This is a genomic window from Caballeronia sp. INML1, assembly GCF_023631085.1.
Classification (GTDB): Bacteria; Pseudomonadota; Gammaproteobacteria; order Burkholderiales; family Burkholderiaceae; genus Caballeronia; species Caballeronia turbans.
In genome coordinates, this window is sequence record NZ_JALQDT010000079.1 from 151,423 (window position 1) to 173,133 (window position 21,711).

Sequence of the window (21,711 nt, forward strand, 5' to 3'; positions counted from 1 at the left end):
CAAACGATCAGTTAAACCGATTGTCTGTCGCTGATTTCGCCGATGCGCACAGACAGACGACCAACCCGATCACGAAACCGACACGATGTCGTTTCCGGACCCGCGCTGCGCCAGAATCGTGTCGATGGCGCGGGCGTCGCGCACCGTCGGCAGGTCGAAACGCGCGTTGCGCACGGCGCCGTAGTCGAGCGCCGCGATCACGAGCTCCTCGCGTGCCGACTCGCTCTGCGCGAGGATCTCGCCACGCGGGCCGACGATGCGCGAGCCGCCCCAGAATTGCAGCGTGCCTTCCCGTCCGACGCGATTGGCGAACACGATCGGCAGGCCATAGACGAGCGCGTGAGCCCGCAACACGGTGTCCCAGCCGCGCGGGTTGTCGAATTCGGTGCCGACGGCTTCGACGGCCGAACTGACCGGCGCGGCGCACAAGGTCGCGCCGTCGCGCGCCAGGCGATGCATCAGCGCGGGGCTCCACAGGTCGGCGCAGATCGGCGTCGCGACGCGCCAGCGCGGATCGTCCGGCATCGGGAACTGGTCGAGGCACTCGCCGTGTCCGTAGAACTTGCCGTCGTCGAGCTTTCCGTAGGTCGCCAGCGCGATCTTCCGATGCACCTGCACCACGCGCCCCGCATGTAGCGTCGCGACGCTGTTGTAGAACGACGCGCCCGGCGCCTCCTCGATGAAACCGACCACGGCGCACAGCGACGTACAGCAGCGCGCGAGTTCGAGCAGCGTCTCGTCGTCGCGCGTGATGGCGAGCTTCAGCGCGTGCTCACCCGCGCCATGCCCCACGAGCGACAACTCGGGAAACACGAGCAAACGCACGCCGCGCGCCGCGGCTTCTTCGATCACCCGCCGATGCGCCGCGGCATTCGCCGCGAGATCGCCGACGACCGTCTCGACCTGCGCGGCCGCGACGAGCAAGGGTTCCGTCGCGCGCATGGATCAGAGCAGGCCGGCCGACTTGAGGAACGCGCTCGATACGTCGCCGAGCGACTTCTTCTGGACGTCGACCTCGGCGTTCAGGCGCGCCATCGTTGCGTCGTCGAGCTTGGCGGACAGCGCGTTCAGGACGCCCGCGAGATTCGGGTTGGCGTCGAGTGTCGCCTTGCGCGCGACCGGCGTCAGCGCATACGCCGGGAAGAAGTTCTTGTCGTCGCGCAGCACGATGAAGTCGAACGCGGGCACGCGGCCATCGGTCGTGAAGACGAGCGCGGTATCGACCTGACGATCCTTCAGCGCCTGATACGTGAGGCCCGAATCCATCCGCTTGATCTGCGCCGGCCCGAAGTGGAAGCCATATTCCTTCTCGAGCGGACGCAGACCGTCGGGCCGCGCGTAGAACTCGGAATTGCACGCGAAGGTCAGCTCCTTGCCGCCGTTGAGCACCTTCGCGAGATCGCTGAGCGTGGCGATGCCGAGTTTTTGCGCGACGTCACGGTTCATCGCGAGGCCGTACGTATCGTTCGCCTTCGACGGATCGAGCCAGACGAGACCCTTCTGCGCGTCGAGTTCCTTCACGCGCGCATAGGTCTGCTGCGGATCGAGCTTGTCGGTCACCTTGTTATAGGTGATCAGCGACGTGCCGGTGTATTCCCAGTACACGTCCACTTGTCCGTTCTCCTGCGCCTGACGCAGCACCGTGCTGCCCATGCCGTCCTTCTTCACGACCGTGAAGCCCTTCGCCTGCAGCAGTTGCGTGGTCATCTCCGCGAGCAGCACCTGCTCGGTGAAGTTTTTCCCGCCGACGGTTATGGTCGATGCAGCCCGCGCGGACTGACCGACGCCCAGCGCGCCGACGGCGAGCGTGAACAAAGATGCGCCGAGCAGGCGCGACCACAGCTTGCGTGACAATAGCGGCTTGAACATGGGCTTCGGTTCCCCGAGAAGGATCAACGTTGAGGACTGACGCCGCGCGGCACCAGCCAGTGCTGAAGCTGCGCGACGAACAGATCGGTGGCGACCGCGAGCAGGGCGGTCGGGATGGCGCCGGCAAGCAACATCGAAAAATCATTCAGGTCGATGCCGGTAAAGATAAGTTCGCCGAGTCCGCCGCCGCCGACGAGAAACGCCAGCGGCGCGGTGCCCACGGTGATCGCGAGCGCGGTGCGTACGCCCGCGAGGATCACGAACATCGCGTTGGGCAGTTCGACCTTGCGGAGAATCTGCCATTGCGTCATGCCGATGCCGTTGGCCGCTTCGATCAGCGCGGGCGGCACGGCGCGGATGCCTTCGTAGGTGTTCATCGCGATGGGCAGCAGCGTGGCGAGCCACAGCGCGAGAATCGCGGGCTTCGCGCCGATGCCGAACGCGCTCATCGCGAGCGCGAGAATCGCGAGTTTCGGCACTGCCTGACCTGCGTTGAGCGCGAACATCACCAACTGTGCGGCGCGGCCGTTCGCCGGGCGGCTCAGCCAGATGCCGACCGGCACCGCGACGACGATCGCCGCAACGCCTGCGATCAGCACCATCAGCATTTGCTGGCCGGCCTGATACACGATGTCCGCGCGATACTGGCCGATCGACGCGAACCAGTTGTCCGCATGCGCCGATGCGCTGAGCACTGCCGTCAGCGAGCCGGTAGCGATGCGGGCGGCGCGTCCGTTCATCGCGCACCTCCGAGCACGAGCGCGGGTTCGGGCGCATCGGGCGTGGCAGCGGGAACATGCGGCGACGCCTCGCCCGACGCGCACGCCGCGCGCGCCATCAGCGCGATGCGTTCGTGCGTCACATAACCGATGAAGCGCCCGTCGGCATCGACGCCCGGCAGCCACGTCGCGCCGTGCGCGAGCAGCATCGACATAACGGAGCGCAGGTCGTCGGTCGCACGTGCCAGGGCAGGCAGCGGGCGCAGTTGCGCGGCTTCGAGCGTGGCACCGCCAGCGGCGAGTTCCATCGAACCGATATGACCCACGGGCTTGTCTTGCGCATCGAGCACGACGAGCGTGTCGGCCAGGTGATCGCGCAGCAGCGCACGCGCATCCGCGCTCGAAAAGCCTAAACGCGCGACGCGTGCCGGTTCCAGCGCCGCATCGGCTGCGCGCATCAGGCGAAGGCGCTTCAATGCGCGGTCGGCGCCGACGAAATCCGCGACGAACGCGCTTGCCGGGCGCGCCAGCAGCTCGTCCGGGCTCGCCATCTGCTCTATCTTGCCGTCGCGAAAGATGGCCACCTTGTCGCCCATCTTCATCGCCTCGTCGATGTCGTGGCTCACGAACATCACGGTCTTTCTCAGGCTCTTCTGGATGTGGCGGAATTCGTCCTGAATCGACGTGCGGTTGATCGGATCGATCGCGCCGAACGGCTCGTCCATCAGCATCACCGGCGGATCGGCGGCGAGCGCCCGCGCCACGCCGACGCGCTGCTGCTGTCCGCCTGACAGATCGCGCGGATAGCACGGCATGAAGGTCGCCGGATCGAGCGATACCATCGCCAGCAGTGTTTCCGTGCGCTCGCGGATGCGCGCCTTGTCCCAGCCGAGCATCTGCGGCACGAGCGCGATGTTTTCCGCCACCGTCATGTTCGGGAAGAGGCCGACCTGCTGGATCGCATAGCCGATGCGCCGCCGCAGCTCGACGATGTCGAAGCCGGCCGTATCGACACCGCCGATCAGGATCTGGCCCGACGTCGGCTGCACGAGCCGGTTGATCATCTTGAGCGTCGTGGTCTTGCCGCAGCCGGACGGCCCGAGCAGCACGCACAGTTCGCCTTCTTCCACCGTCATCGAGATGTCGTCGACGACCGGCTTTGCGCCGCGCAACGCAAAGCGCTTGGTCAGGTTTCGAAGCTCGATCATCGTCCCTCCGCCGGGGTGGCTGCCGCATTGACGAGAGGCGCCGCGAGCGGCGGCTGCAGCCCACCGCGCCGCCAGAGGAAGCGCACCCGGCGCGGGCGCATGCCTTCCGGTGTGAGACGCCATTGCAGGGCGGCGAGGCCCAGATCGGCGAGGATCGCGAGCAGCGCGACGATCACCGCGCCCGCTACGAGCTGGCGCGGGTCCGACTGCGAGATGCCGCGGCTGATGAGCCGCCCGAGCCCGCCCGCGCCGATATACGTCGCGATCGCCGCGATGCCGATGTTCATCACCACGGCCATGCGCACGCCCGCCATGATGATCGGCACGGCGATCGGCATTTCGACGCGATACAGCCGCTGCCACGGCGTCATCCCCATGCCGAGCGCGGCTTCGCGCAGAGCGGGGTCGAGGTTGCGGATCGCGGCGTAGGTGTTGCGCAGGATGGGCAACTGGGAATAGAGAAATAGCGCGATGGCGGCGGGCAGAAAGCCGATGCCCTGGCCGATCAGCGACAGCACCGGAATCAGCAGGCCGAAAAGCGCGATGGATGGAATCGTCATCAGCATCGCGGCGGTGTACAGCACGACGCGGGCGAGCCGCTCATCGAGCGTGATGACGATGCCGAGCGCGACGCCCGTCACGATCGCGCAGCCGACCCCGGCCAGCACGAGCAGCATGTGATCGACGAGCATATGCCCGATCGATGCCGCGTTATTCCAGATGAAAACCAGTGTATCCACTGCGGCCCTCCCGCGCACCGATGCCAGCGTTGGTCGAATGTAACGGGCCAAAATCGGCTGGACCGACACAAACTCGACATCTACTGTCACCAATCCGACTCGGCCTGTGCGAACGCACACGACGCCCGCGCATCGTGGATCGTGACGTGCGAATATTTAGCATAAGACAAACTGATGGTCGTCATCGGCGGTTTGCTGATGACGCCAGGGCCATCCCCTGAAAGGCGCATGATGAGCGCCGCGCCGCGCCGCGGTTTCCAGATCCAATGCACCAGGCAGCATCACGGAGTCTCGATGAGACGCACCCCATCACCGCTTGACCTGCGCGCGCTGCAGGCTTTCGTCGCCGTTTGCGAGACCGGCTCGATGACCGCGGCTGCACGCCGCCTTGGTTTGAGCCAAAGCGCGGTGAGCCAGTCGATTGCAACGCTCGAACGCGAGCAGGGCACGGCGCTGTTCGATCGCGACAGCCGTCCGCCGCGTCCGAATCGCGCCGGGCGCGCGCTGCTCGAACTCGCGGGTCCGCTGCTCGATCACGCGCAGATGGTGAGCGCGCGCATCGGCGATGCGTCGCTTGAGGGCGCGTTGCCGTTGCGGCTCGGCTGTGTCGATTCCTTCGCGGCAACGGTCGGCCCTGAACTGATCCGCGCGATGTCCGGCTCGGCGCGGCAGATCTCGTTATGGTCGGGTTTGACGCCCGGCCTGTCGGCGCAGATGCACGCGCGCGAAGTCGATGTCGTCGTCTGCACGCAGACCGCGTTGAATGACGCGCGCATCGTCGAAGTGCCGTTGTTTTCGGAGGCGTTCGTGGCCGTGGTATCGCGCCGCTGGCTCGAAGAGCGCGAGCCGCTTCGACACGATGCGTCGGCGTGGCGCACGCTCGCCGATGAGCTGCCGCTGATCCGCTATACCGCGCGCTCCGTCATCGGCCAGCAGGTCGATCGCTTCGCGCGGCATCTCGGCATCGAAAGCCCGCGCCGTTTCGAATTCGACGCAACCGATCCGCTGCTGAGCCTCGTCAGCGCGAAACTCGGTTTCGCCGTTTCGACGCCCTTGTGTCTCTGGCAGGCGCGGCATTATCTCCACGAGATCGCCGTATTGCCGCTGCCCGAAGGACGTCTCGCGCGACGCGAGTTTTTCGTGCTGCATCGGCAAGGGGAATGGGACGATTTCGTCGATGAAACCGTCACGCTCACGCGCCGCGTGCTCGATCACCTGATTCGTCCCGCACTCACGCGCGCCGTGCCGACGCTGCCGGACGATGCGCTGTTATGACTTCCTTGTCGCAAACCACTTCACAATCGACATCATTCAATGGACGATCTCTACACGCTCGAACGCGGCGATGGGCCGCTGCTGCTCTCGATCCCGCACCTCGGCACGATCATCCCCGACGATCTGCGCGACCGGTACACGGATATCGCGCTGACGGTTGCCGACACCGACTGGCACCTCGACCGGCTCTATGCGTTCGCGCAGCAGCTCGGCGCAACGATCCTCGGCGCACGCATGTCGCGCTATGTGATCGATCTCAACCGGCCTTCGTCCGATGAAAGCCTTTATCCAGGGCAGACGACGACCGGCCTGTGCCCCGATCTGACGTTCCGTGGCGAGCCGGTGTACCGCGAAGGCTGCGTACCCGATGCCGCCGAAAAACAACGTCGCGTCGCGAAGTACTGGAAGCCGTATCACGACAGGATCGTCGTCGAGCTTGCGCGCCTTCGCGAGCGGCACGCCAATGTGCTGCTGTGGGAAGCGCATTCGATTGCGAGCGTGTTGCCTCGTCTGTTCGACGGCAAGCTGCCGGACCTGAACATCGGCACGCAGGATGGCCGCACGGCGGCGGCATCGGTGATGAAAGCCGTGACGGATGCGGCCGCGCGGAGCGATTACTCATGGATCGCGAACGGACGTTTCAAAGGCGGCTTCATCACGCGGAACTATGCGGCGCCGCAGGACGGGATTCACGCCGTGCAACTGGAGATGTGCCAGTCCGCCTACATGGACGAAGCACCCCCGTTCGATTACCTGCCGGCAAAAGCCGAAGCGATCCAGCCGACTTTGCGCGATATGGTCGGCGGCGCGCTCGACGCTGTCGTGGCGTTGTCCTGAGGCGTCGGCGGGCCGTTCGGGATAGCGCGCCGACTCCGCCAGCGGAGCCGATCACGGCGGGGCGCGAACTATTCGAGCTCCGCGCCCTCGGCTCGGAATGAGCGTGATGGTCGCGATGACATCGACGATATGGACGCACTTTCGTCAGATAGCCCGGCATGCTGTCTGCGGCGGTGAACGCATCGATTCATGCGACAATCGAGCCCGCAAGAAATACAGGCAATGGGCTCTGGAGATACACGTGACCACGCGAGCGACGAGATTCTGACGACGCTCGAGAGCGAGATCGCATTGCGGGCTGGCGGGGACGCAGCGTGATCGGCGCCTCCGATGCGAGCTGCCGCAGCGCCTCGCGGACCGGCGTGCGCGAGCATGCGAAGCGCTCGGAAAAGCTCGGTTTCCTCCAGCCGCGAACCGGGCGGCAGCCGCCCCGACACGCCGGGGCGAAGCGTGCCGCCATTTCCGGTTACGCTTGTCATTTGTCCGGCCATCGCGGACTCGATAGTCCGACCAGTTTTCCATTAATCGATTAGACGGTATTGCTCATGAGCACAATTCTCGAAAATCTTCCGGTCGGCCAGAAGGTCGGCATCGCGTTCTCCGGCGGTCTCGACACCAGCGCCGCGCTTCACTGGATGAAGAAGAAAGGCGCCGTGCCCTACGCCTACACCGCGAACCTCGGCCAGCCCGACGAGGACGACTACGATTCGATCCCGCGCCGCGCGACCGAATACGGCGCAGCGGGCGCGCGCCTGATCGACTGCCGCGCGCAACTTGTCGCGGAAGGCATTGCCGCGCTGCAAAGCGGCGCGTTCCATGTATCGACGGCGGGCGTCACCTACTTCAACACGACGCCGCTCGGCCGCGCCGTCACGGGCACGATGCTCGTCGCCGCGATGAAGGAAGACGGCGTCAACATCTGGGGCGACGGCAGCACCTACAAGGGCAACGACATCGAGCGTTTCTACCGCTACGGTCTGCTCGTGAATCCGGATCTGAAGATCTACAAGCCGTGGCTCGACCAGCAGTTCATCGACGAACTCGGCGGCCGCGCGGAGATGTCTGAGTTCATGCGCCAGTCGGGCTTCGCCTACAAGATGTCGGCGGAAAAGGCCTATTCGACGGATTCGAACCTGCTCGGCGCGACGCACGAAGCGAAGGACCTCGAAAGCCTGGAAAGCGGCATCCGCATCGTGAATCCGATCATGGGCGTCGCGTTCTGGCGTGACGACGTGAAGGTCGACCGCGAAGAAGTCACGATCCGCTTCGAGGAGGGCCAGCCGGTCGCGCTCAACGGCAAGACGTTCCCGAACGCGGTCGAGCTGCTGCTGGAGGCGAACCGCATCGGCGGGCGTCATGGTCTCGGCATGAGCGATCAGATCGAGAACCGCATCATCGAAGCGAAGAGCCGCGGGATTTACGAGGCGCCCGGGCTCGCGCTGCTGTATATCGCGTACGAGCGGCTCGTGACCGGCATCCATAACGAAGACACCATCGAGCAGTATCGCGAGAACGGGCGTCGTCTGGGCCGCCTGCTGTATCAGGGCCGCTGGTTCGACCCGCAGGCCATCATGCTGCGCGAGACGGCGCAGCGCTGGGTCGCGCGCGCCATCACGGGTGAAGTGACCGTCGAACTGCGTCGCGGGAACGATTACTCGATCATCAGCACGAAGTCGCCGAACCTCACGTATCAGCCGGAGCGCCTGTCGATGGAAAAGGTCGCTTCGACGTTCTCGCCGCGCGACCGCATCGGCCAGCTGACCATGCGCAACCTCGACATCACCGATACGCGCGACAAGCTGCGAATCTACTCCGAGGTCGGTTTGCTGACGCCGGGAGAAGCTTCGGCGCTGCCGCAGTTGAAGAGCGAAGAATAACGTTCAAGGTTTCTTCGCGGTTTCGCTGAAGTACACGAGCGGCCATCGGTCTTCGCACCGGTGGCCGTTTTTTTGTGCCCGCCGAGTTCGTGCCTGCCTCTGCTTCGTATAGACGGGCTCGCACTGTGCCGCAAGTTGCGAGCTTGCGGGCGTCGCGCAGCGATTCAGCGACGCCGGCGTTGGTGAACTGAAGAAAGTAGCAGGATGGTCGCGACGCAAAACCCCGCACCGACATAGAACGTCGCTGCTGCACTCACCCGATCCCATATCGCTCCAGCGAGAATGCTGGACAGCAAGGTAACGCCCCCGCTAAACAGGTTGAAGAAGCCGAACGCCGTGCCGCGCGAGTCAGCCGGCGCAGCGTGTGCAACCATGGTCGCGAGGAGACCCTGTGTCATGCCCATATGCATCCCCCATAGGACGACGCCCGCAAGCACGAAGCCCCAATGCGCACTCTGCGCGAGCATGATGTCAGCGGCGCAAAGCACGAGAAGGCCACCGATCAGCAGACGCGTATGGCTGACTCTATCCGCGAGCTTGCCGAACGGATAGGCACAAATCGCGTACACGACATTCATCGCGACCATGACGAGCGGAACGAGCGCCACTTGCACGCCGCTTCCCATCGCACGGAGAACCAGAAACGCCTCGCTGAAGCGCGCCAGTGAGAACACCGCACCGATGGCGACGACCCACCAATAGCCGCTGCCTAGTTCGACGAGCTTCTGCCAGCGGATCGGATTGGTGGCTTTGGCGCCTTTGGTGCCAGGCGCGTGCTCGGGCTCCTTGATGCCGAATGCGAGCAGTGCGACCGCAAGCACTCCCGGTATGACCGCGATCCAGAATGCGAGGCGATAGTTGTCCGACCAGGCGAGCATGATCCAGACGGCGAGCAGCGGGCCGAGGAATGCACCGACGGTATCGAGAGACTGACGCAAACCGTACGCAGCGCCGCGCAGATGCGGCGGCGTCACGTCAGCCACGAGCGCGTCCCGTGGCGCCCCTCTGATGCCTTTCCCTACTCGATCCATGACGCGCGCGCCCACGACGACGCCGATCGTCGGCGCTACTGCGAACAGAGGCTTGCTCAGTGCCCCGAGCCCATAGCCCGCGACGGCGAGCCATTTGCGATTCCGGAGATAGTCGCTCAGCGCGCCGGAGAACACCTTGACGACAGGCGCCGTTGCCTCCGCGATGCCTTCGATGACGCCAATCGTCGTGGCACTCGCGCCGAGGCTCGCCATCATGAACATTGGCAGAAGGCTATGGATGATCTCCGACGAGACGTCCATGAGCAGGCTGACGCATCCGAGCACCCAGACGCTGCGAGGGATCTGGTGAAGAACGCCTGGTCTTTGTCGGCTTTTTATTCTTGGCATGCAACAGGGGTTCAGCTGGAAGTGACACTCACCCCTTACGTTATACGCAATATCGTGCACGCATACATCGAAGGATGAGGCGCGGCTAATGGCCCGCGTTCGCCGGATCAAAGGGCAGGCCGAGGCACTCATACGAAACGAGATGAGAGGAACCCCAAGCACGGTGTTTCAAGGTGATATCCGCGATTACAGCAGAATCGGGTGCGCGGTTTATCCACATACTTCAAGAAGTCCCGCCGCCCCACGGCGATGCGGCATTACCGGGATGGGCAAAGGCGCGTGACAAGTCGCGCTGCCACGGGGATGATGACATTGGAGAAATAGCAGAGATTCTGCGATGACCGACGATCTGGCGACATGGTTGACGCGGATTGGCCTCGGCGCTCACGCTGCGAAGTTCATTTCGCAAGGAATTGACTGGGATGTGCTTGGGGACCTTTCCGAGTGCGACCTGAAGGAACTCGGCCTCGGGCTCGGTGACCGCAAGCGGTTTGCGATAGGGCTTGCGGGCCTGAGCGAAGCCCACGCGAATGCGCCGAAGCGGGCGAAGGAACGAGCGGACTCAGCTTCGCCGCGCACACGTGAGTCCACCGAGGCCGAGAGGCGGCAAGTCACGGTCATGTTCGTCGATCTCATCGACTCGACATCGCTGGGCGAGCGATTCGATCCAGAGGATATGCGGCGCCTCCTGGGCGTCTATCACCAAGCCTGTGCACGCGCGATCGAAGCTCGCGAAGGCCATATCGCGCTGTATATCGGCGATGGCCTGCTCGTCTATTTCGGCTATCCCCACGCGCACGAAGACGACGCCACGCGCGCAGTACTCGCCGCGCTCGCCGCCGTAGCGGCGCTTCGCGAGGTGAACGATAACGTCGAGGCCGAGTATGGGCTGCGTCTGCGGGTGCGGATCGGAATCGAAACGGGACTTGTCGTCGCTGGCGCGATCGGCGCGGGATCTTCGCTGGATCACCAGGCGATCGTCGGCGAGGCGCCCAACATCGCGGCACGGCTGCAGGCGCTCGCTCCGCCCGATGCAATCGTCGTGGGGCCGAGGGCACAACATCTGATCGAGGGATCGTTCAAGCTCGAAGACCTCGGTTACCGGGACTTGAAAGGGGTCACCGGTCCGGTCCGAGTCCAGCGCGTTCTGGCGCCGGCCGATGCGATCGACCGTTTTGAACTCAGGGCGGCCCGCGGCATGACGCCGCTCATCGGCCGGGCCGCGGAACTCGAACTGATCTTGCAGCGCTGGAAGCAGAGCGTCGAAGGCGAAATGCGCTGCGTGCTTTTGATCGGCGAGCCGGGAATCGGGAAATCCCGCGTGCTGCGCGCGGTCTGCGACAGCATCGGTGAAGAGTCGCACGCGACAGTCTCGCTTCACTGCTCTGCGTATGATCGCGATAGCCCTTTTTGGCCGGTCCTTCGCTGGCTCCAGCGCACGTTTGGCGTCGGTCTGAGCGTGGCGGATGCGTCGGATCGTGAGCGGCTGAAGGCCGGAATCCTGAAACTCGGAGCGGATGTCGACGAGACGCTTCTGGTTCTGGCGAGCCTGATCGGAATTCCGACGGACGCGTCGCATCCGACAGTCGACACTTCTTCTCCGTCCTTCAAACGCCGGACGCTCGACGTTCTTGTCGGCATTCTCGAAACATCGACGCGCGCGCAGCCAGTGCTCCTCGTTGTCGAGGACGCGCACTGGATCGATCCATCATCGCTTGAATTTATCCGGCTCGTGCTCGAACGGCTGATCTCCGCGAGGCTGCTCGTGCTGCTCACGGCGAGGCCCGAATTTGAGGCGGGATGGACTTTTCCGCATCTCGTGCAACTGAATCTCGACCGGCTGTCGCGCCGCGACTGCGCGGCGATGATCGAGCGGCTGACGGGCGGCAAGCGGCTTCCCGATCTCGTTCTCGATCAGATCGTCTCGAAGACGGACGGCGTGCCGCTCTTCGTGGAAGAACTGACCAAGGCCGTTCTCCAGGGCGACCTGTTGCGGGATGCCGGCATCAGTTACGAGTTGAAGGGCACGCCGCAGACGATCGCGATTCCGGACACGCTGCAGGGCTCGCTGCTCTCGCGGCTTGACCGGCTGGAGGCGAGCGTCAAGGAGACCGCCCAGATTGCCGCCACGGTGGGACGGGAGTTCGGCAGGAAGCTGCTGGGTCTGATCGCGTCCAGGTCGGAGATTGAACTGCAGCGAACGCTCGATCGCCTGATTGCCGCCGAAATCATCGTTCCCGCTCCGGGCAAACCCGCTGACGGCGATGCCTACGTGTTCCGGCATGCGTTGATCCAGGAGATTGCTTATCAATCGCTTCTGCTTGCGCGCCGGCGGCATTTCCACGCTCGAATCGCCGCCGCCCTGGAGGAACATTATCCGGACATCGTCGAGCGGCAACCCGAATTGATTGCGCAGAACTTCGCTGCGGCCGACCTGCCGGAACGCGCGATCGGCTATTGGCAGCGTGCCGGCGAACACGCGCTCGCAGGCGCCGCCTACGAGGAGGCCATCGCCCATGTGCGGCGCGGACTCGAACTGGTCGAGCGATGCCACTATAGTGAGCCCGAGCGGGCCGCGCGCCTGCTGCCCATGCTGCTGACGAGAGGCAGGGCGGAACTGCGCCTGGCCCAACGCGAGGCGATCGCGACTTTCCGCGAGGCCGCGCGAATCGCCCGCGACCAGAAATCCACGTCGTATCTCGTGCAGGCAGCGCTGGAATTCGACACCGCGGAGACGTTCCTCGAAGGCTCCGGCGATGCTTCGCTTTCATTGCTCGAGGAGGCGCTCGCCCTCACCGGGACCGAGGAATCGGTCATGCGCTGCCGCCTGTTGAGCCGGCTCGTCCGCACTGTTCATATGACAGGCGCTCGGGAGCAGAGCAGCGAATTTTCCCGGAAGGCCGTTGCCCTCGCGCGACGCCTGAACGATCTGCCGAGTCTCTTCGACGCATTGGCCTGCGAGGTGATGCATGTCGGTGCTCTGCCGCTGTCGGCGGACAGGTTTGCGGAGCGTGAAAGTGTGTTGCTGGAGTTGAGGCAGATCGCGGAAGAACTCGGCGATGCGCACACCATCGGTCACGCGTGCGCCCGATGTCTGGCTGGCTACCTGGAGATCGGCGACGCCGACCGATTCGAGAGCGCGCTGGAACGGTATCGGCAGATTGCCGCAAGCGGGCAGCATTTCGTCGACAAGTGGTGCGTGACGGGGGCACAGGCAATGCGGGCCATACTCGTTGGCGACTTTGCCGAGGCGGAGCACAAGACGCGCGACTCCCTGCGGATGGCGCAGAGCGCCGACGCGAATCTCGCAACGGGCGTCTATGGCATGCAGATGTTCTCGGTTCGCCGCGAGCAGGGCAGACTCGCCGAGGTGGCGCCGATCTTCAAGCGCTTTGTCGACGCGCATTCCGAGGATGCAACATGGCGGCCGGGATTCATGTTGATCTGCAGCGATCTCGGGTTCGAAGCCCAGGCCCGCGACAATCTCGAGCGGCTTGCGGAATCGGAGCACAGCATTCCCGTGGACAGCAAGCGGCTAGTCACCCTGGCGTATCTGGCGGAGGTTGCCGCGCGCCTGCGGGACGTCAAGCATGCCGAACAGATCTACTCCCTTCTTCTGCCATTTCGGGATCAGGCCGTCACGGTTCCTGTCTTTACCCTTTGCTGCGGATCTACGGCAAGGTTTCTCGGGATGCTCGCGCACGCGCTTGGCAACTGGGCAGCGGCCGAACAGCATTTCGAATACGCCCTTCACCTGGACGAACGCTTGCGTGCGTGGCCCTGGCTCGCGCATAGCCGGTACGAATACGCGCTCATGCTGGTGGCGCGCAATCGCGTTGAAGACAGAGCACGAGCGCAAGATCTGCTTTCGATGGCGGCGGCCGAAGCGAGGCGACTCAAGATGTTCGCGCTCATCGAGCGCATCGGAGGAGGGCAGATTTGCGCAAGGACCAGGAACTAGCACAGGCTAACGCGCAAGATGATGTGCGATGTGCTGTCGATACCCGAGGAGGATGTCATGCCACGTTTCATGATCGAACGTAATTTTGCGGAGCAACTCGACGTCACGAACGACAGCGCGGCGACCGTAAAGCGAATCAACGACGAGGAAGGTGTCGAGTGGCTTTTTTCGTTTCTGAGCGCGGACAAGAAAAAGACCTATTGCTTATATGAAGCACCCAGTGTCGATGCCATCCGCGCCGCGGCACGCCGAGCGAATCTTCCAGCCGACGTGATCGTCGAGGTAAGCGATTTGCGACCGGAAATGTTCAGTTGATTCCTCGGCAAGAGCTTTGTCGGGCGCGGCGCTGACCAGCATTACCGTGGCAGCCTGAAGGTCCGGATGAAGAGAACTCGCTTTCGCCTTGCGAAACTCCCATCGCCCTATGCTGTGCTATAACTCAACGTGCCTCTCGCTCCAGATCTATGCGGTTTCCCGAATTCCACGACGGAGAACAACCATGCAAAGACGGAACTTCGTGCTCAAGTCGACCGCCGTCCTGGCGCTGGGCGGCCTCGCGCTCGCCGGCTGCACGACGAACAGAAACACAGGAGCCGAACAGGCTGCGGGCGCCGCTGATCTGCGCCGCTCCATCGATGCCGACGTCGATGGCACCTTGCAGCGTCTCTATTCCACGGTAGGCGGCTCGCGCGAACTGGTCGCTAAAGCGAGCGGCGTACTCGTATTCCCGTCCGTGCTCCAGGCCGGCTTCGTCGTCGGCGCGCAGTATGGCAAAGGCTCACTGCGCGTGGGCGGTCGTACCGTAGGCTATTACAGCACCACTTCGGGCTCGCTCGGCCTGCAGGCGGGCGCGCAATCGAAGGCGCTCATCTTTTTGTTCATGACGCAGGACGCGCTCAGCAAATTCCGCAACTCCGACGGCTGGTCGGCCGGTGCGGACGCGTCCGTGGCACTCGTCAGAATGGGCGCGAACGGCATGGTCGACACGACCACCGCAAGCAAGCCGGTCCAGGTGTTCGTGCTGACCAACGCCGGCCTGATGGCCGACGCCTCGCTTCAGGGCACGAAGATATCGCGGCTGACCGAGTGAGCGCATTGCGCAGGCTGCGGCGGCATGTGGCGTAACCTGTGGTTGCGCCGCATCCGTTGCGCGAAACTCTTCACCGGTTTTGATTTGCCTCGTGAACGGAGCGCTTGCGCTCATCGGTCCTCGACAAAAAAGAGAGCAGCGGACATCGCCGCGATGACCCCCGCCGCGGTGAAGGTGTCTGTGGTGAAGAGAACGCTAACGCCTTCTGGAGAAAGGCGTCCAAATCTTCATTGGGCCAGATAGAAATCCAAGGGGATAAGCTCCACAGCCCATCCGCCTTCTTCGCCAAGTGTGGCAGCCGGGTGCATGGACGCGATGCGCAACGCCTCGTCAGGGCTATCCGCCTCGATAATGAACAGGCCTCCGACGACTTCCTTCGACTCGGTGTAGGGCCCATCGGTGACGCGCGTCTGTCCAGCGCGCGGGCGAAGCGTTCTCCACTTGTCCAGATCGCCAAGCGAGGCGGAAATCAGAACCTTGCCGGTAGCGCGCATCTTCTCGTCCAATGCCGGGCATTGGCTCACCAATTCCTTGATGTCGTCTGGAGCCATCGCGGCGAATTTTTCAGGGGCGAAGTAGGCCAAGCCGAGGTATTTCATCGGAGATCCTTTGGATGGAGTTCAGTGACGACGAATGTGATGATCGGAAATCGACAATGCTCCAGCTAGTTTTTAGCCCGTCTCGCCAGCCTGTCCGCTTTTGGTCCGAAATACGACACCGCACGGAGCACGTGGCGATCATGTACGCGACATCATGGCCACCACGCCCCGCGTGGACTCATTCCTCAATCATGACGATGACGTTTGTGATGCTTGCCGCGATGACCACGGCTGTAGTCGTCCCCATACGAATTCGATCGAGAAACATTGCCGCCCAGCGCGGCACCAGCGCCGCCGCCCAGCGCAGCGCCGATCAGGCCGCCGCCGGGACCGCCCATGGCATTGCCTGCGGCCGTGCCCGCACCGCCGCCCAGCGCGCCGCCGACGATAGCGCCCGTGCGTTCGCGACGATTCGACGTGACCGCACCGCCCGCTCCACCACCCACTGCGCCGCCGAGCACCGCGCCCGTGCTGCCTCCTACGGCGCCGCCCAGCGCGGCCCCGGCTACTCCGCCGAGCGCACCGCCTAGCGCATTATTCATGTCGCCAGCGACGGCTGGGATCGACGTCGCGGCCGTGACCGCTGCAATAGCAATAAGCTGAATGATTCGCTTCGACATTGTTCGGACGTTTTGTTTTAGACGGCGCCGAGTATAACCGCAGGTCAGAAAGGTTTTCGTAACATCATTAATAAACCTCGGTAAGAGCTGTAACAAAAGTGATTCATGAGGTTCCTATCAACGCGTGGTTCAAGCGCAGCGGACCATGCAGCATCGCGCGCTAAACGTATTCTTCATAACATTCACTTAAGGCGTGCGGCGTTACGATCAGAGCCGGACAATGCGAGTGTGCCGAATGAATCGATACTTCACCGACAAGCAAGGAGCCATCCGGCGCGTCATGGCCATCAAGCGCGATGTGATGGAAGCATGCCGCGCGACGGTCGTCGGCATGCGGAAAGATGGCGGGGAGGTCCACGGGCTCGAGCAGGTTTTGCTGCAGTTGCGGATCGGGCGGATCGCGTATTTCACTTGCACCAGTTCGATCACTTGCGACGTCGTCTTCGTCAGCTAGGCGAGGGCGCGCCCGATCTCCGCAACGTCAAAGCGGTATCGCGATGTTTTCCGTTCCCGTCTTGCCTGCAATTCCGCGTTCAGTTAATTACGCGATAAATGCGTACTAACGCGAGGCAAGCATCCCGATCACCAACCCGGCCAACGCCGCCATCGTGATGGCCTTCCACGGATTGTCGTGCACGAAATCGTCGGTCGTGTCCGCGGCGACTCTGTACTTCCTGGTCATGGCGTCCTGCACGTCGGAAAACTTGTTCTTCGCCACTGAACGCAGATCCGCGGACGCCGAGGAATTGCTGCTTGCGTCCCATGAGCGCGACGATTCGCGGAACGTGTGAGTTCCGCCGTTTGCGGATGATTCGTTATCGCCGTTCGATGCAGCGACGCTTTCGCTCGTCGGAAACTCGTAGGCATTGCCGGCTTTTTCGGTCTTGAGCGCGTCGACGGGTTGCAGAGAGCTATCGTTGTCAGCCATGTTTGCCTCCTTGGGCATTGTGAAGTTCGGTATTCTGCGGCTCGCTTGAAGAGAGACATGTTCAGCAACGCAATCGCCGTGCCGCTGACGTTCTGCTAACGCCCCCTGATCGCATAGAGTCGAGTCGGCAGCGCAATCGGGCTTTGCGGATCGAACCAGTTCATGTCCGGGATCCGCGAATCGGTGACGTAGAGCGTGCCGTCCGCGCCTTGCGAGAACGTGTCGGGCCATACAAGTTGCTTATCGCGCAATAGGGTGTAAAAGCGCTCGCCATCGCGCACGCGAATGGCGTGATGTTCCACCGACGACACGTAAAGCCGGCCGCGTTCGTCGAACCAGAGGCCGTCCGCGGGGCCATCGATACCGACCGCTTCCACGCGCGCCGAAACCTGCTGCGCGCTCAATTGCGTGTTCTGAAGCGCATCGGTCGCGATGCGATAGAGCGTCTTGCCCTTTACCGCCTGCCAGTACAGATAACGCCCATCGGGTGTCAGCGCGATGCCGTCCGCCGAGAAGCTCACGCGCCGCCCGTCGGTCTGCTGCAGCGGCTTGCCGTCGACCTTGACGGTCACGCTCTTGTCGGCCTGCGTGCTCGGATCGCCGTCGAGCACGCGCCGCGCCGCGCCGGACGTCGTATCGACCACGACAATCGCGCCGCGCACACCGGAGTCGGTTATGTAGACGAACCGGCCGTCTGGGCTCATGCGGACATCGTTGAGATAGCTGCCTTGCGGCGCGATCGTTTCATCGAATGAATAGACATGTGCGACGCGGTTCGACGCCAGATCGACCTGCACGAGCTTCGGCGCGCCCGGGACGATGAGCGATTGGGCCGGCGCACCCGGGTCGATTACCCAGAGATTGCCGCGCTTGTCCGCGACGACCGACTGCACACAGACCCAATGATCCTGCGGCGTGACTTGATCGCGGCGGGCATTGCGCCAGCTATTCCATTCGACATCGGGATAAGGCCGCAGATCGCCCGCGCTGCCGAGTTCGGCGACCGATATGGGCGCATCTTCCGTCCAGCGCGGAAAGTTCACGAACGTGCGGCCGTCCGGGGTCACGGTGACGCCGGTGACTTGATGCTCGAACGTCGCGATGAGCTGGAGCTTTGTGCCATCGCCGTGCCTCTCGGACCGGCTGGCGGTTTCCTGTGCGATGCCCGCGTGCGCAAAAGCGGCGAGGCTCACGGCGAGGATGGTGCAAACGAGCGGTCTCATGATGGGCTCCGAAGCGGCGATGCAGGGTCTCAGCAATCCCGATGCCGTATGCGTCGAAGCCCGGCACCGTTGCTTGCCCGAAGCGTAATAGCGTTCTTTCAGCTCGGTGCCCACGCCGTGACTGCCTTTTGATTTACACCAGGCGAACGGTCTGCGCGCTGCCTAATATTAAGCAGGTGGCAGTCGCCGAGTCAGTTCGGTCAGGAAGCGCATCATGGAATGGCCTGAAATGCGATACAAGGAACTGGTGCTTGTGCCCGGCCTCGCGGAAGACGACGGCATGTATGCCGTCAAGCTCGTCATTCGCTCGCCCGATGGCATACAGCATACGACCGGCGTCCTTGGCGATTTTCCCTGTCCAATCGAAGCGCTGCGCTTCGCCTTTCAGTACGGTATGGCACGAATCGATCACTGTCCACTTCCATCGCCGGAGTGGACAGTGCAGGAGTGGCACAATCGGCAGCTTGCCGCGTGAACGCATCGAAGAAGCGTGTCAGCGTACCGGCTTGGTTTATTCGATCGCCGAATGTAGTCTCGAATGATTTCGCGAATTTACGGTGCCATCTGGATAACTCAATATCGGATAGTGAGCGGTTCCGGATAGAACTGCGTGATGGGATAACTGCTTTCGGGCGTGAACGCCGAAGGTATCGTCCCGGAGTAGGACGTGCACTCGCTCAAATTCGGGTTTTGCCGAACTGAAGCGGCTACCGCGGGTGTGGAATAGGCATCGGCGGCGACGTACACGATAACATCGGTGCCCTGTCTGACGGCCATCGACGGGCGCGGTCCATCATAATAAACAATGATAGGGGAACCGCTGCAATTCGCACCGGTGTAGGGGACGAATCCCGTATCCGACCATTGGAATTGCGAGGCGGAGTACTGCTGATAATCAGCGGTGTTCTGGCGGCGTACGGGTACGAAAGTCAAGGCGCCGTTAATCGAGAGATACACTCCCGGTTCACTTCGGAACGACTCGATCGGCCCCACGACTTTGCCCTGCGCGTCGAATAATTTGGGGACGCGTCGATCGTCGGGCCGATGCCCGCTGCGCGCCGCATCGTCGCCAAACGACAGGGTCGAACAGAAGAAAAGCAAGGCTACGAACAATCTCGAGTTCATTAGAACCTCCTTGCGCGCTGACTTTGCTTCTGCCCAAGCTATCGTGACCGCCGCCTCCAGCGAACGCAAGCATATTCATCCACGCGGGTCTCTGCGCCGGGCGTCGTCGGCAGCCAGGGCAACTGTTAAAGCATCGTAGGTTGCCAGCGCGGCGGATTCAAGACTGCATCGCCGATGCGATTTCGCGGCTCGCTATGAGGGCATGAAATGAATTAGGCATCCTTCGATAAATGACATAGGGGAATTTGGCATTGCCAGCGACAAGTCCGCCGCCCAGGTGGACGATGAGCGCGTGAAGGTGCGGCCCTTGGAACGCAGCATCGGATAGCGCAGAGCAGGCAACGCAGCTTCACGCGATACGTGTGTCGCAGACGCTTGTCGTGAACGAAAACTCGTTTTCGGGCCATGCGATTCGACTTTTTCCTGCGGCGGGCATCGTCAATGCTTCAAGGCCAGCGCATGAATCACCGGAGACATTCATGAACGGCAAATCGCTTTTGGGCCGGGTTTTCGCATGGCCCGCACGCACCTTCAAACGTTTCGGCGCCGATCGCGGCGCGCCGATGGCCGCGAGTATCGCGTTCTATTCCGCTTTTTCGCTCGCGCCGACGCTCGTCATGGTGATCGCCGTCGCCGGCCTCGTGTTCGGTGCGGAGGCCGCCCGCGGGCAGCTTTTTCACCAGATCAGCGGCATGCTCGGGAAGGACGCGGCAGAAAGCGTGCAGACGATCGTCTCGCATGCGCATCGGAGCGGGGACAGTGGCATCGCGGCCGCGATGTCGTTCGTGCTGCTCGCGGTGGGCGCGTCCGCGACGTTCTCGTCGCTGAACACGGCGCTCTCCATCATCTGGCCGACGCCTAACGAACGGAAGTCGGGCGTCGCGACGCTCGTCAAGGTCAGGCTGATTTCGTTCGGCCTTGTCATGGGCGTCGCGTTCCTGCTGATCGTGTCGCTCGTGATGGACACCGCCGTGCAGGCCGCGGGCAAGTGGGTGTTCGGTGATTCGCCGCTTGTCGTCATCGGCGATATCGTGCAGTTCGTGCTCGGCCTCGCGATTCTTTCGTGCGCATTCGCCGCTTTATTGAAGTATTTGCCTGATGGGCACGTACCTTGGCGCGATGCCCTCGTTGGCGGTGTCATTTCCGCGGTGCTGTTTTCCGTCGGCAAGAAGCTCTTCGCGCTATATCTCACACACGCCGGCACGGCGAGCGCGTTCGGCGCGGCCGGCTCGCTCGCCGTGCTGTTGATGTGGCTGTATTTCGCCGCCGCCGTCATGCTGCTCGGCGCCGAAGCTGCTGCAACGAGAGTGGAAGCGCGTGAAGGCGAGGCAGGGGAAAGCGAAGGAAAGGCATCGAACGGGGAGCGCACGCCTCGCGCTGCGCCGATGAACCTGCCCGCGAACACCCGTGCGCAAGCGGCGCCCGTTGCCGCACATGCGATCGTATCCGCGTCCGCGGTGCACTCCGAGCATCGCGTCGCGCGGACCGGCTTGCCGGTGATCGCAAAGGTGCTCGATGCAGTGAAGGCGAACCCGAGTCGATTCGCAATCGCAGCGGCGGGCGCGAGCCTTTTCGTGTTCACGAAGGGCGCACATCGTCATCACACGGGGAGACGGTCCTGATCCGGCCTTCCGCGCGGCAATGCATGCAGATAGAGAAGCGATAGCGTCTCTATTATCAATTGCAAGGCTGCTCGCGGCATTCGATCCGAGGCGGAGGATGCTTACTCATGGAGCCCAGCGAGAGTCTCGATGTGGCTCTCTATTCGTGCTTTTGCTTCGGCTGCTGCCAGCTCGGGCGTTCTCGCGCACAATGGAAACACGAGACCGTTGCCCTTGAATTCCCGGGCAAAATGCACCCACGACTGGTACCTGAAGATTCCCGATTCATATTGGACGACAGTGACCGTTACGTCGTACGTGCGCTGTAGACCTTGCTGGCGCGTGTATTTCAGATTAAATGTCTTCGGACGAAGCACAGGGCCTCCCTTGGCAATTCGGTCCGCTCTTGAAGTTCCGATGCAGCCTTCGACAATTGCCTGCCGCGCGGGAAGCCATTACTCCGGCTATCGTTCTCTCGGATTCTCTTTGTCGACCGGCGACTTTTCATCCGGCAACGCATCTGGCTTTGGGCGGCGCCTACGGGCTGCGCGCTCAACAGAAGACGCCGCTGATTGACCCCTATCGTTTAGGTTTGTTCGATGCCTGCCCTCGACCATGAGCGCGTGAGGCAAGGACAACGCGTGCGGGCAGGCGTTGAAT

At 63.0% G+C, this 21,711-nt stretch carries 21 protein-coding genes; 9 read left to right on the plus strand and 12 right to left on the minus strand.

Annotated features, from left to right (window positions below):
• Nucleotides 1-69: 69 nt before the first annotated feature.
• Genes NCR38_RS32385 through NCR38_RS32405 form a run of 5 tightly spaced genes read right to left on the minus strand, consistent with a single transcriptional unit; the run spans nt 70 to nt 4,536 of the window.
• Nucleotides 70-942 (minus strand): nitrilase-related carbon-nitrogen hydrolase, encoded by an 873-nt coding sequence (locus NCR38_RS32385; protein WP_250478383.1) that lies wholly within the window; start codon nt 940-942, stop codon nt 70-72.
• A 3-nt stretch (nt 943-945) separates the two neighbouring features.
• Nucleotides 946-1,869, minus strand: a complete 924-nt coding sequence (locus NCR38_RS32390) for a glycine betaine ABC transporter substrate-binding protein (RefSeq protein WP_086961087.1) — start codon at nt 1,867-1,869, stop codon at nt 946-948.
• A 23-nt stretch (nt 1,870-1,892) separates the two neighbouring features.
• The gene (locus NCR38_RS32395) at nt 1,893-2,609 is read right to left on the minus strand and encodes an ABC transporter permease (protein ID WP_250478384.1); all 717 of its coding nucleotides are present in this window, start codon (nt 2,607-2,609) and stop codon (nt 1,893-1,895) included.
• Complete coding sequence (locus NCR38_RS32400) at nt 2,606-3,796, minus strand: ABC transporter ATP-binding protein (RefSeq protein WP_086961091.1); 1,191 nt, start codon at nt 3,794-3,796, stop codon at nt 2,606-2,608. The genes NCR38_RS32395 and NCR38_RS32400 overlap by 4 nt, the downstream gene beginning before the upstream one ends.
• A complete protein-coding gene (locus tag NCR38_RS32405; RefSeq protein ID WP_086961093.1) occupies nt 3,793-4,536 on the minus strand; it encodes an ABC transporter permease in 744 nt (247 codons plus the stop codon). The genes NCR38_RS32400 and NCR38_RS32405 overlap by 4 nt, the downstream gene beginning before the upstream one ends.
• Nucleotides 4,537-4,830: 294 nt before the next feature.
• Between NCR38_RS32405 and NCR38_RS32410 the strand changes: the two genes are divergently transcribed.
• Nucleotides 4,831-5,811 carry a LysR family transcriptional regulator gene (locus NCR38_RS32410; protein WP_250478385.1) on the plus strand — a complete coding sequence of 327 codons (981 nt, stop codon included), beginning with the start codon at nt 4,831-4,833 and terminating at the stop codon, nt 5,809-5,811.
• Between the two features lie 39 nt (nt 5,812-5,850).
• The gene (hutG, locus tag NCR38_RS32415) at nt 5,851-6,648 is read left to right on the plus strand and encodes an N-formylglutamate deformylase (protein WP_061118499.1); all 798 of its coding nucleotides are present in this window, start codon (nt 5,851-5,853) and stop codon (nt 6,646-6,648) included.
• Nucleotides 6,649-6,835: 187 nt separating this feature from the next.
• On the opposite strand, the gene NCR38_RS34580 is transcribed toward hutG, so the two are convergent.
• Nucleotides 6,836-7,108, minus strand: a complete 273-nt coding sequence (locus tag NCR38_RS34580; protein WP_409241452.1) for a GntR family transcriptional regulator — start codon at nt 7,106-7,108, stop codon at nt 6,836-6,838.
• Nucleotides 7,109-7,193: 85 nt separating this feature from the next.
• On the opposite strand from NCR38_RS34580, the gene argG reads away from it, so the two are divergent.
• Nucleotides 7,194-8,525: an argininosuccinate synthase gene (gene argG, locus NCR38_RS32420; RefSeq protein WP_061118500.1), complete on the plus strand. Its 1,332-nt coding sequence runs from the start codon at nt 7,194-7,196 to the stop codon at nt 8,523-8,525.
• A 164-nt stretch (nt 8,526-8,689) separates the two neighbouring features.
• Here argG and NCR38_RS32425 read toward each other — a convergent pair whose 3' ends face one another.
• The gene (locus NCR38_RS32425) at nt 8,690-9,904 is read right to left on the minus strand and encodes an MFS transporter (RefSeq protein WP_250478397.1); all 1,215 of its coding nucleotides are present in this window, start codon (nt 9,902-9,904) and stop codon (nt 8,690-8,692) included.
• 337 nt (nt 9,905-10,241) lie between these two features.
• On the opposite strand from NCR38_RS32425, the gene NCR38_RS32430 reads away from it, so the two are divergent.
• The 3 genes from NCR38_RS32430 to NCR38_RS32440 all read left to right on the plus strand — a co-directional run bounded on the left by NCR38_RS32430 (nt 10,242) and on the right by NCR38_RS32440 (nt 14,955).
• Nucleotides 10,242-13,865, plus strand: coding sequence for an AAA family ATPase (locus tag NCR38_RS32430; RefSeq protein ID WP_250478386.1), 3,624 nt, complete (start codon nt 10,242-10,244; stop codon nt 13,863-13,865).
• Nucleotides 13,866-13,883: 18 nt separating this feature from the next.
• On the plus strand, nt 13,884-14,180 hold the full coding sequence (locus NCR38_RS32435; protein WP_250478387.1) for a nickel-binding protein: 297 nt from the start codon (nt 13,884-13,886) through the stop codon (nt 14,178-14,180).
• Nucleotides 14,181-14,364: 184 nt separating this feature from the next.
• A complete protein-coding gene (locus NCR38_RS32440) occupies nt 14,365-14,955 on the plus strand; it encodes a YSC84-related protein (RefSeq protein WP_061118502.1) in 591 nt (196 codons plus the stop codon).
• 227 nt (nt 14,956-15,182) lie between these two features.
• Here NCR38_RS32440 and NCR38_RS32445 read toward each other — a convergent pair whose 3' ends face one another.
• On the minus strand, nt 15,183-15,554 hold the full coding sequence (locus NCR38_RS32445; protein WP_250478388.1) for a YciI family protein: 372 nt from the start codon (nt 15,552-15,554) through the stop codon (nt 15,183-15,185).
• A 185-nt stretch (nt 15,555-15,739) separates the two neighbouring features.
• The gene (locus tag NCR38_RS32450) at nt 15,740-16,174 is read right to left on the minus strand and encodes a hypothetical protein (RefSeq protein ID WP_061118504.1); all 435 of its coding nucleotides are present in this window, start codon (nt 16,172-16,174) and stop codon (nt 15,740-15,742) included.
• A gap of 235 nt (nt 16,175-16,409) precedes the next feature.
• On the opposite strand from NCR38_RS32450, the gene NCR38_RS32455 reads away from it, so the two are divergent.
• Nucleotides 16,410-16,628: a hypothetical protein gene (locus NCR38_RS32455; protein ID WP_250478389.1), complete on the plus strand. Its 219-nt coding sequence runs from the start codon at nt 16,410-16,412 to the stop codon at nt 16,626-16,628.
• Between the two features lie 105 nt (nt 16,629-16,733).
• Here NCR38_RS32455 and NCR38_RS32460 read toward each other — a convergent pair whose 3' ends face one another.
• Nucleotides 16,734-17,102 carry a YqjD family protein gene (locus tag NCR38_RS32460; RefSeq protein WP_250478390.1) on the minus strand — a complete coding sequence of 123 codons (369 nt, stop codon included), beginning with the start codon at nt 17,100-17,102 and terminating at the stop codon, nt 16,734-16,736.
• Between the two features lie 95 nt (nt 17,103-17,197).
• Entirely contained in the window at nt 17,198-18,325 is a 1,128-nt protein-coding gene (locus tag NCR38_RS32465) for an L-dopachrome tautomerase-related protein (protein WP_086961127.1), read from the minus strand.
• A gap of 214 nt (nt 18,326-18,539) precedes the next feature.
• Between NCR38_RS32465 and NCR38_RS32470 the strand changes: the two genes are divergently transcribed.
• The gene (locus NCR38_RS32470) at nt 18,540-18,800 is read left to right on the plus strand and encodes a hypothetical protein (RefSeq protein WP_250478391.1); all 261 of its coding nucleotides are present in this window, start codon (nt 18,540-18,542) and stop codon (nt 18,798-18,800) included.
• Between the two features lie 98 nt (nt 18,801-18,898).
• Here the strand turns inward: NCR38_RS32470 and NCR38_RS32475 are convergent, their stop codons facing one another.
• Nucleotides 18,899-19,450 carry a hypothetical protein gene (locus NCR38_RS32475; protein ID WP_250478392.1) on the minus strand — a complete coding sequence of 184 codons (552 nt, stop codon included), beginning with the start codon at nt 19,448-19,450 and terminating at the stop codon, nt 18,899-18,901.
• 479 nt (nt 19,451-19,929) lie between these two features.
• On the opposite strand from NCR38_RS32475, the gene NCR38_RS32480 reads away from it, so the two are divergent.
• Complete coding sequence (locus tag NCR38_RS32480) at nt 19,930-21,072, plus strand: YihY/virulence factor BrkB family protein (protein ID WP_250478393.1); 1,143 nt, start codon at nt 19,930-19,932, stop codon at nt 21,070-21,072.
• The last annotated feature ends 639 nt before the right edge of the window (nt 21,073-21,711 follow it).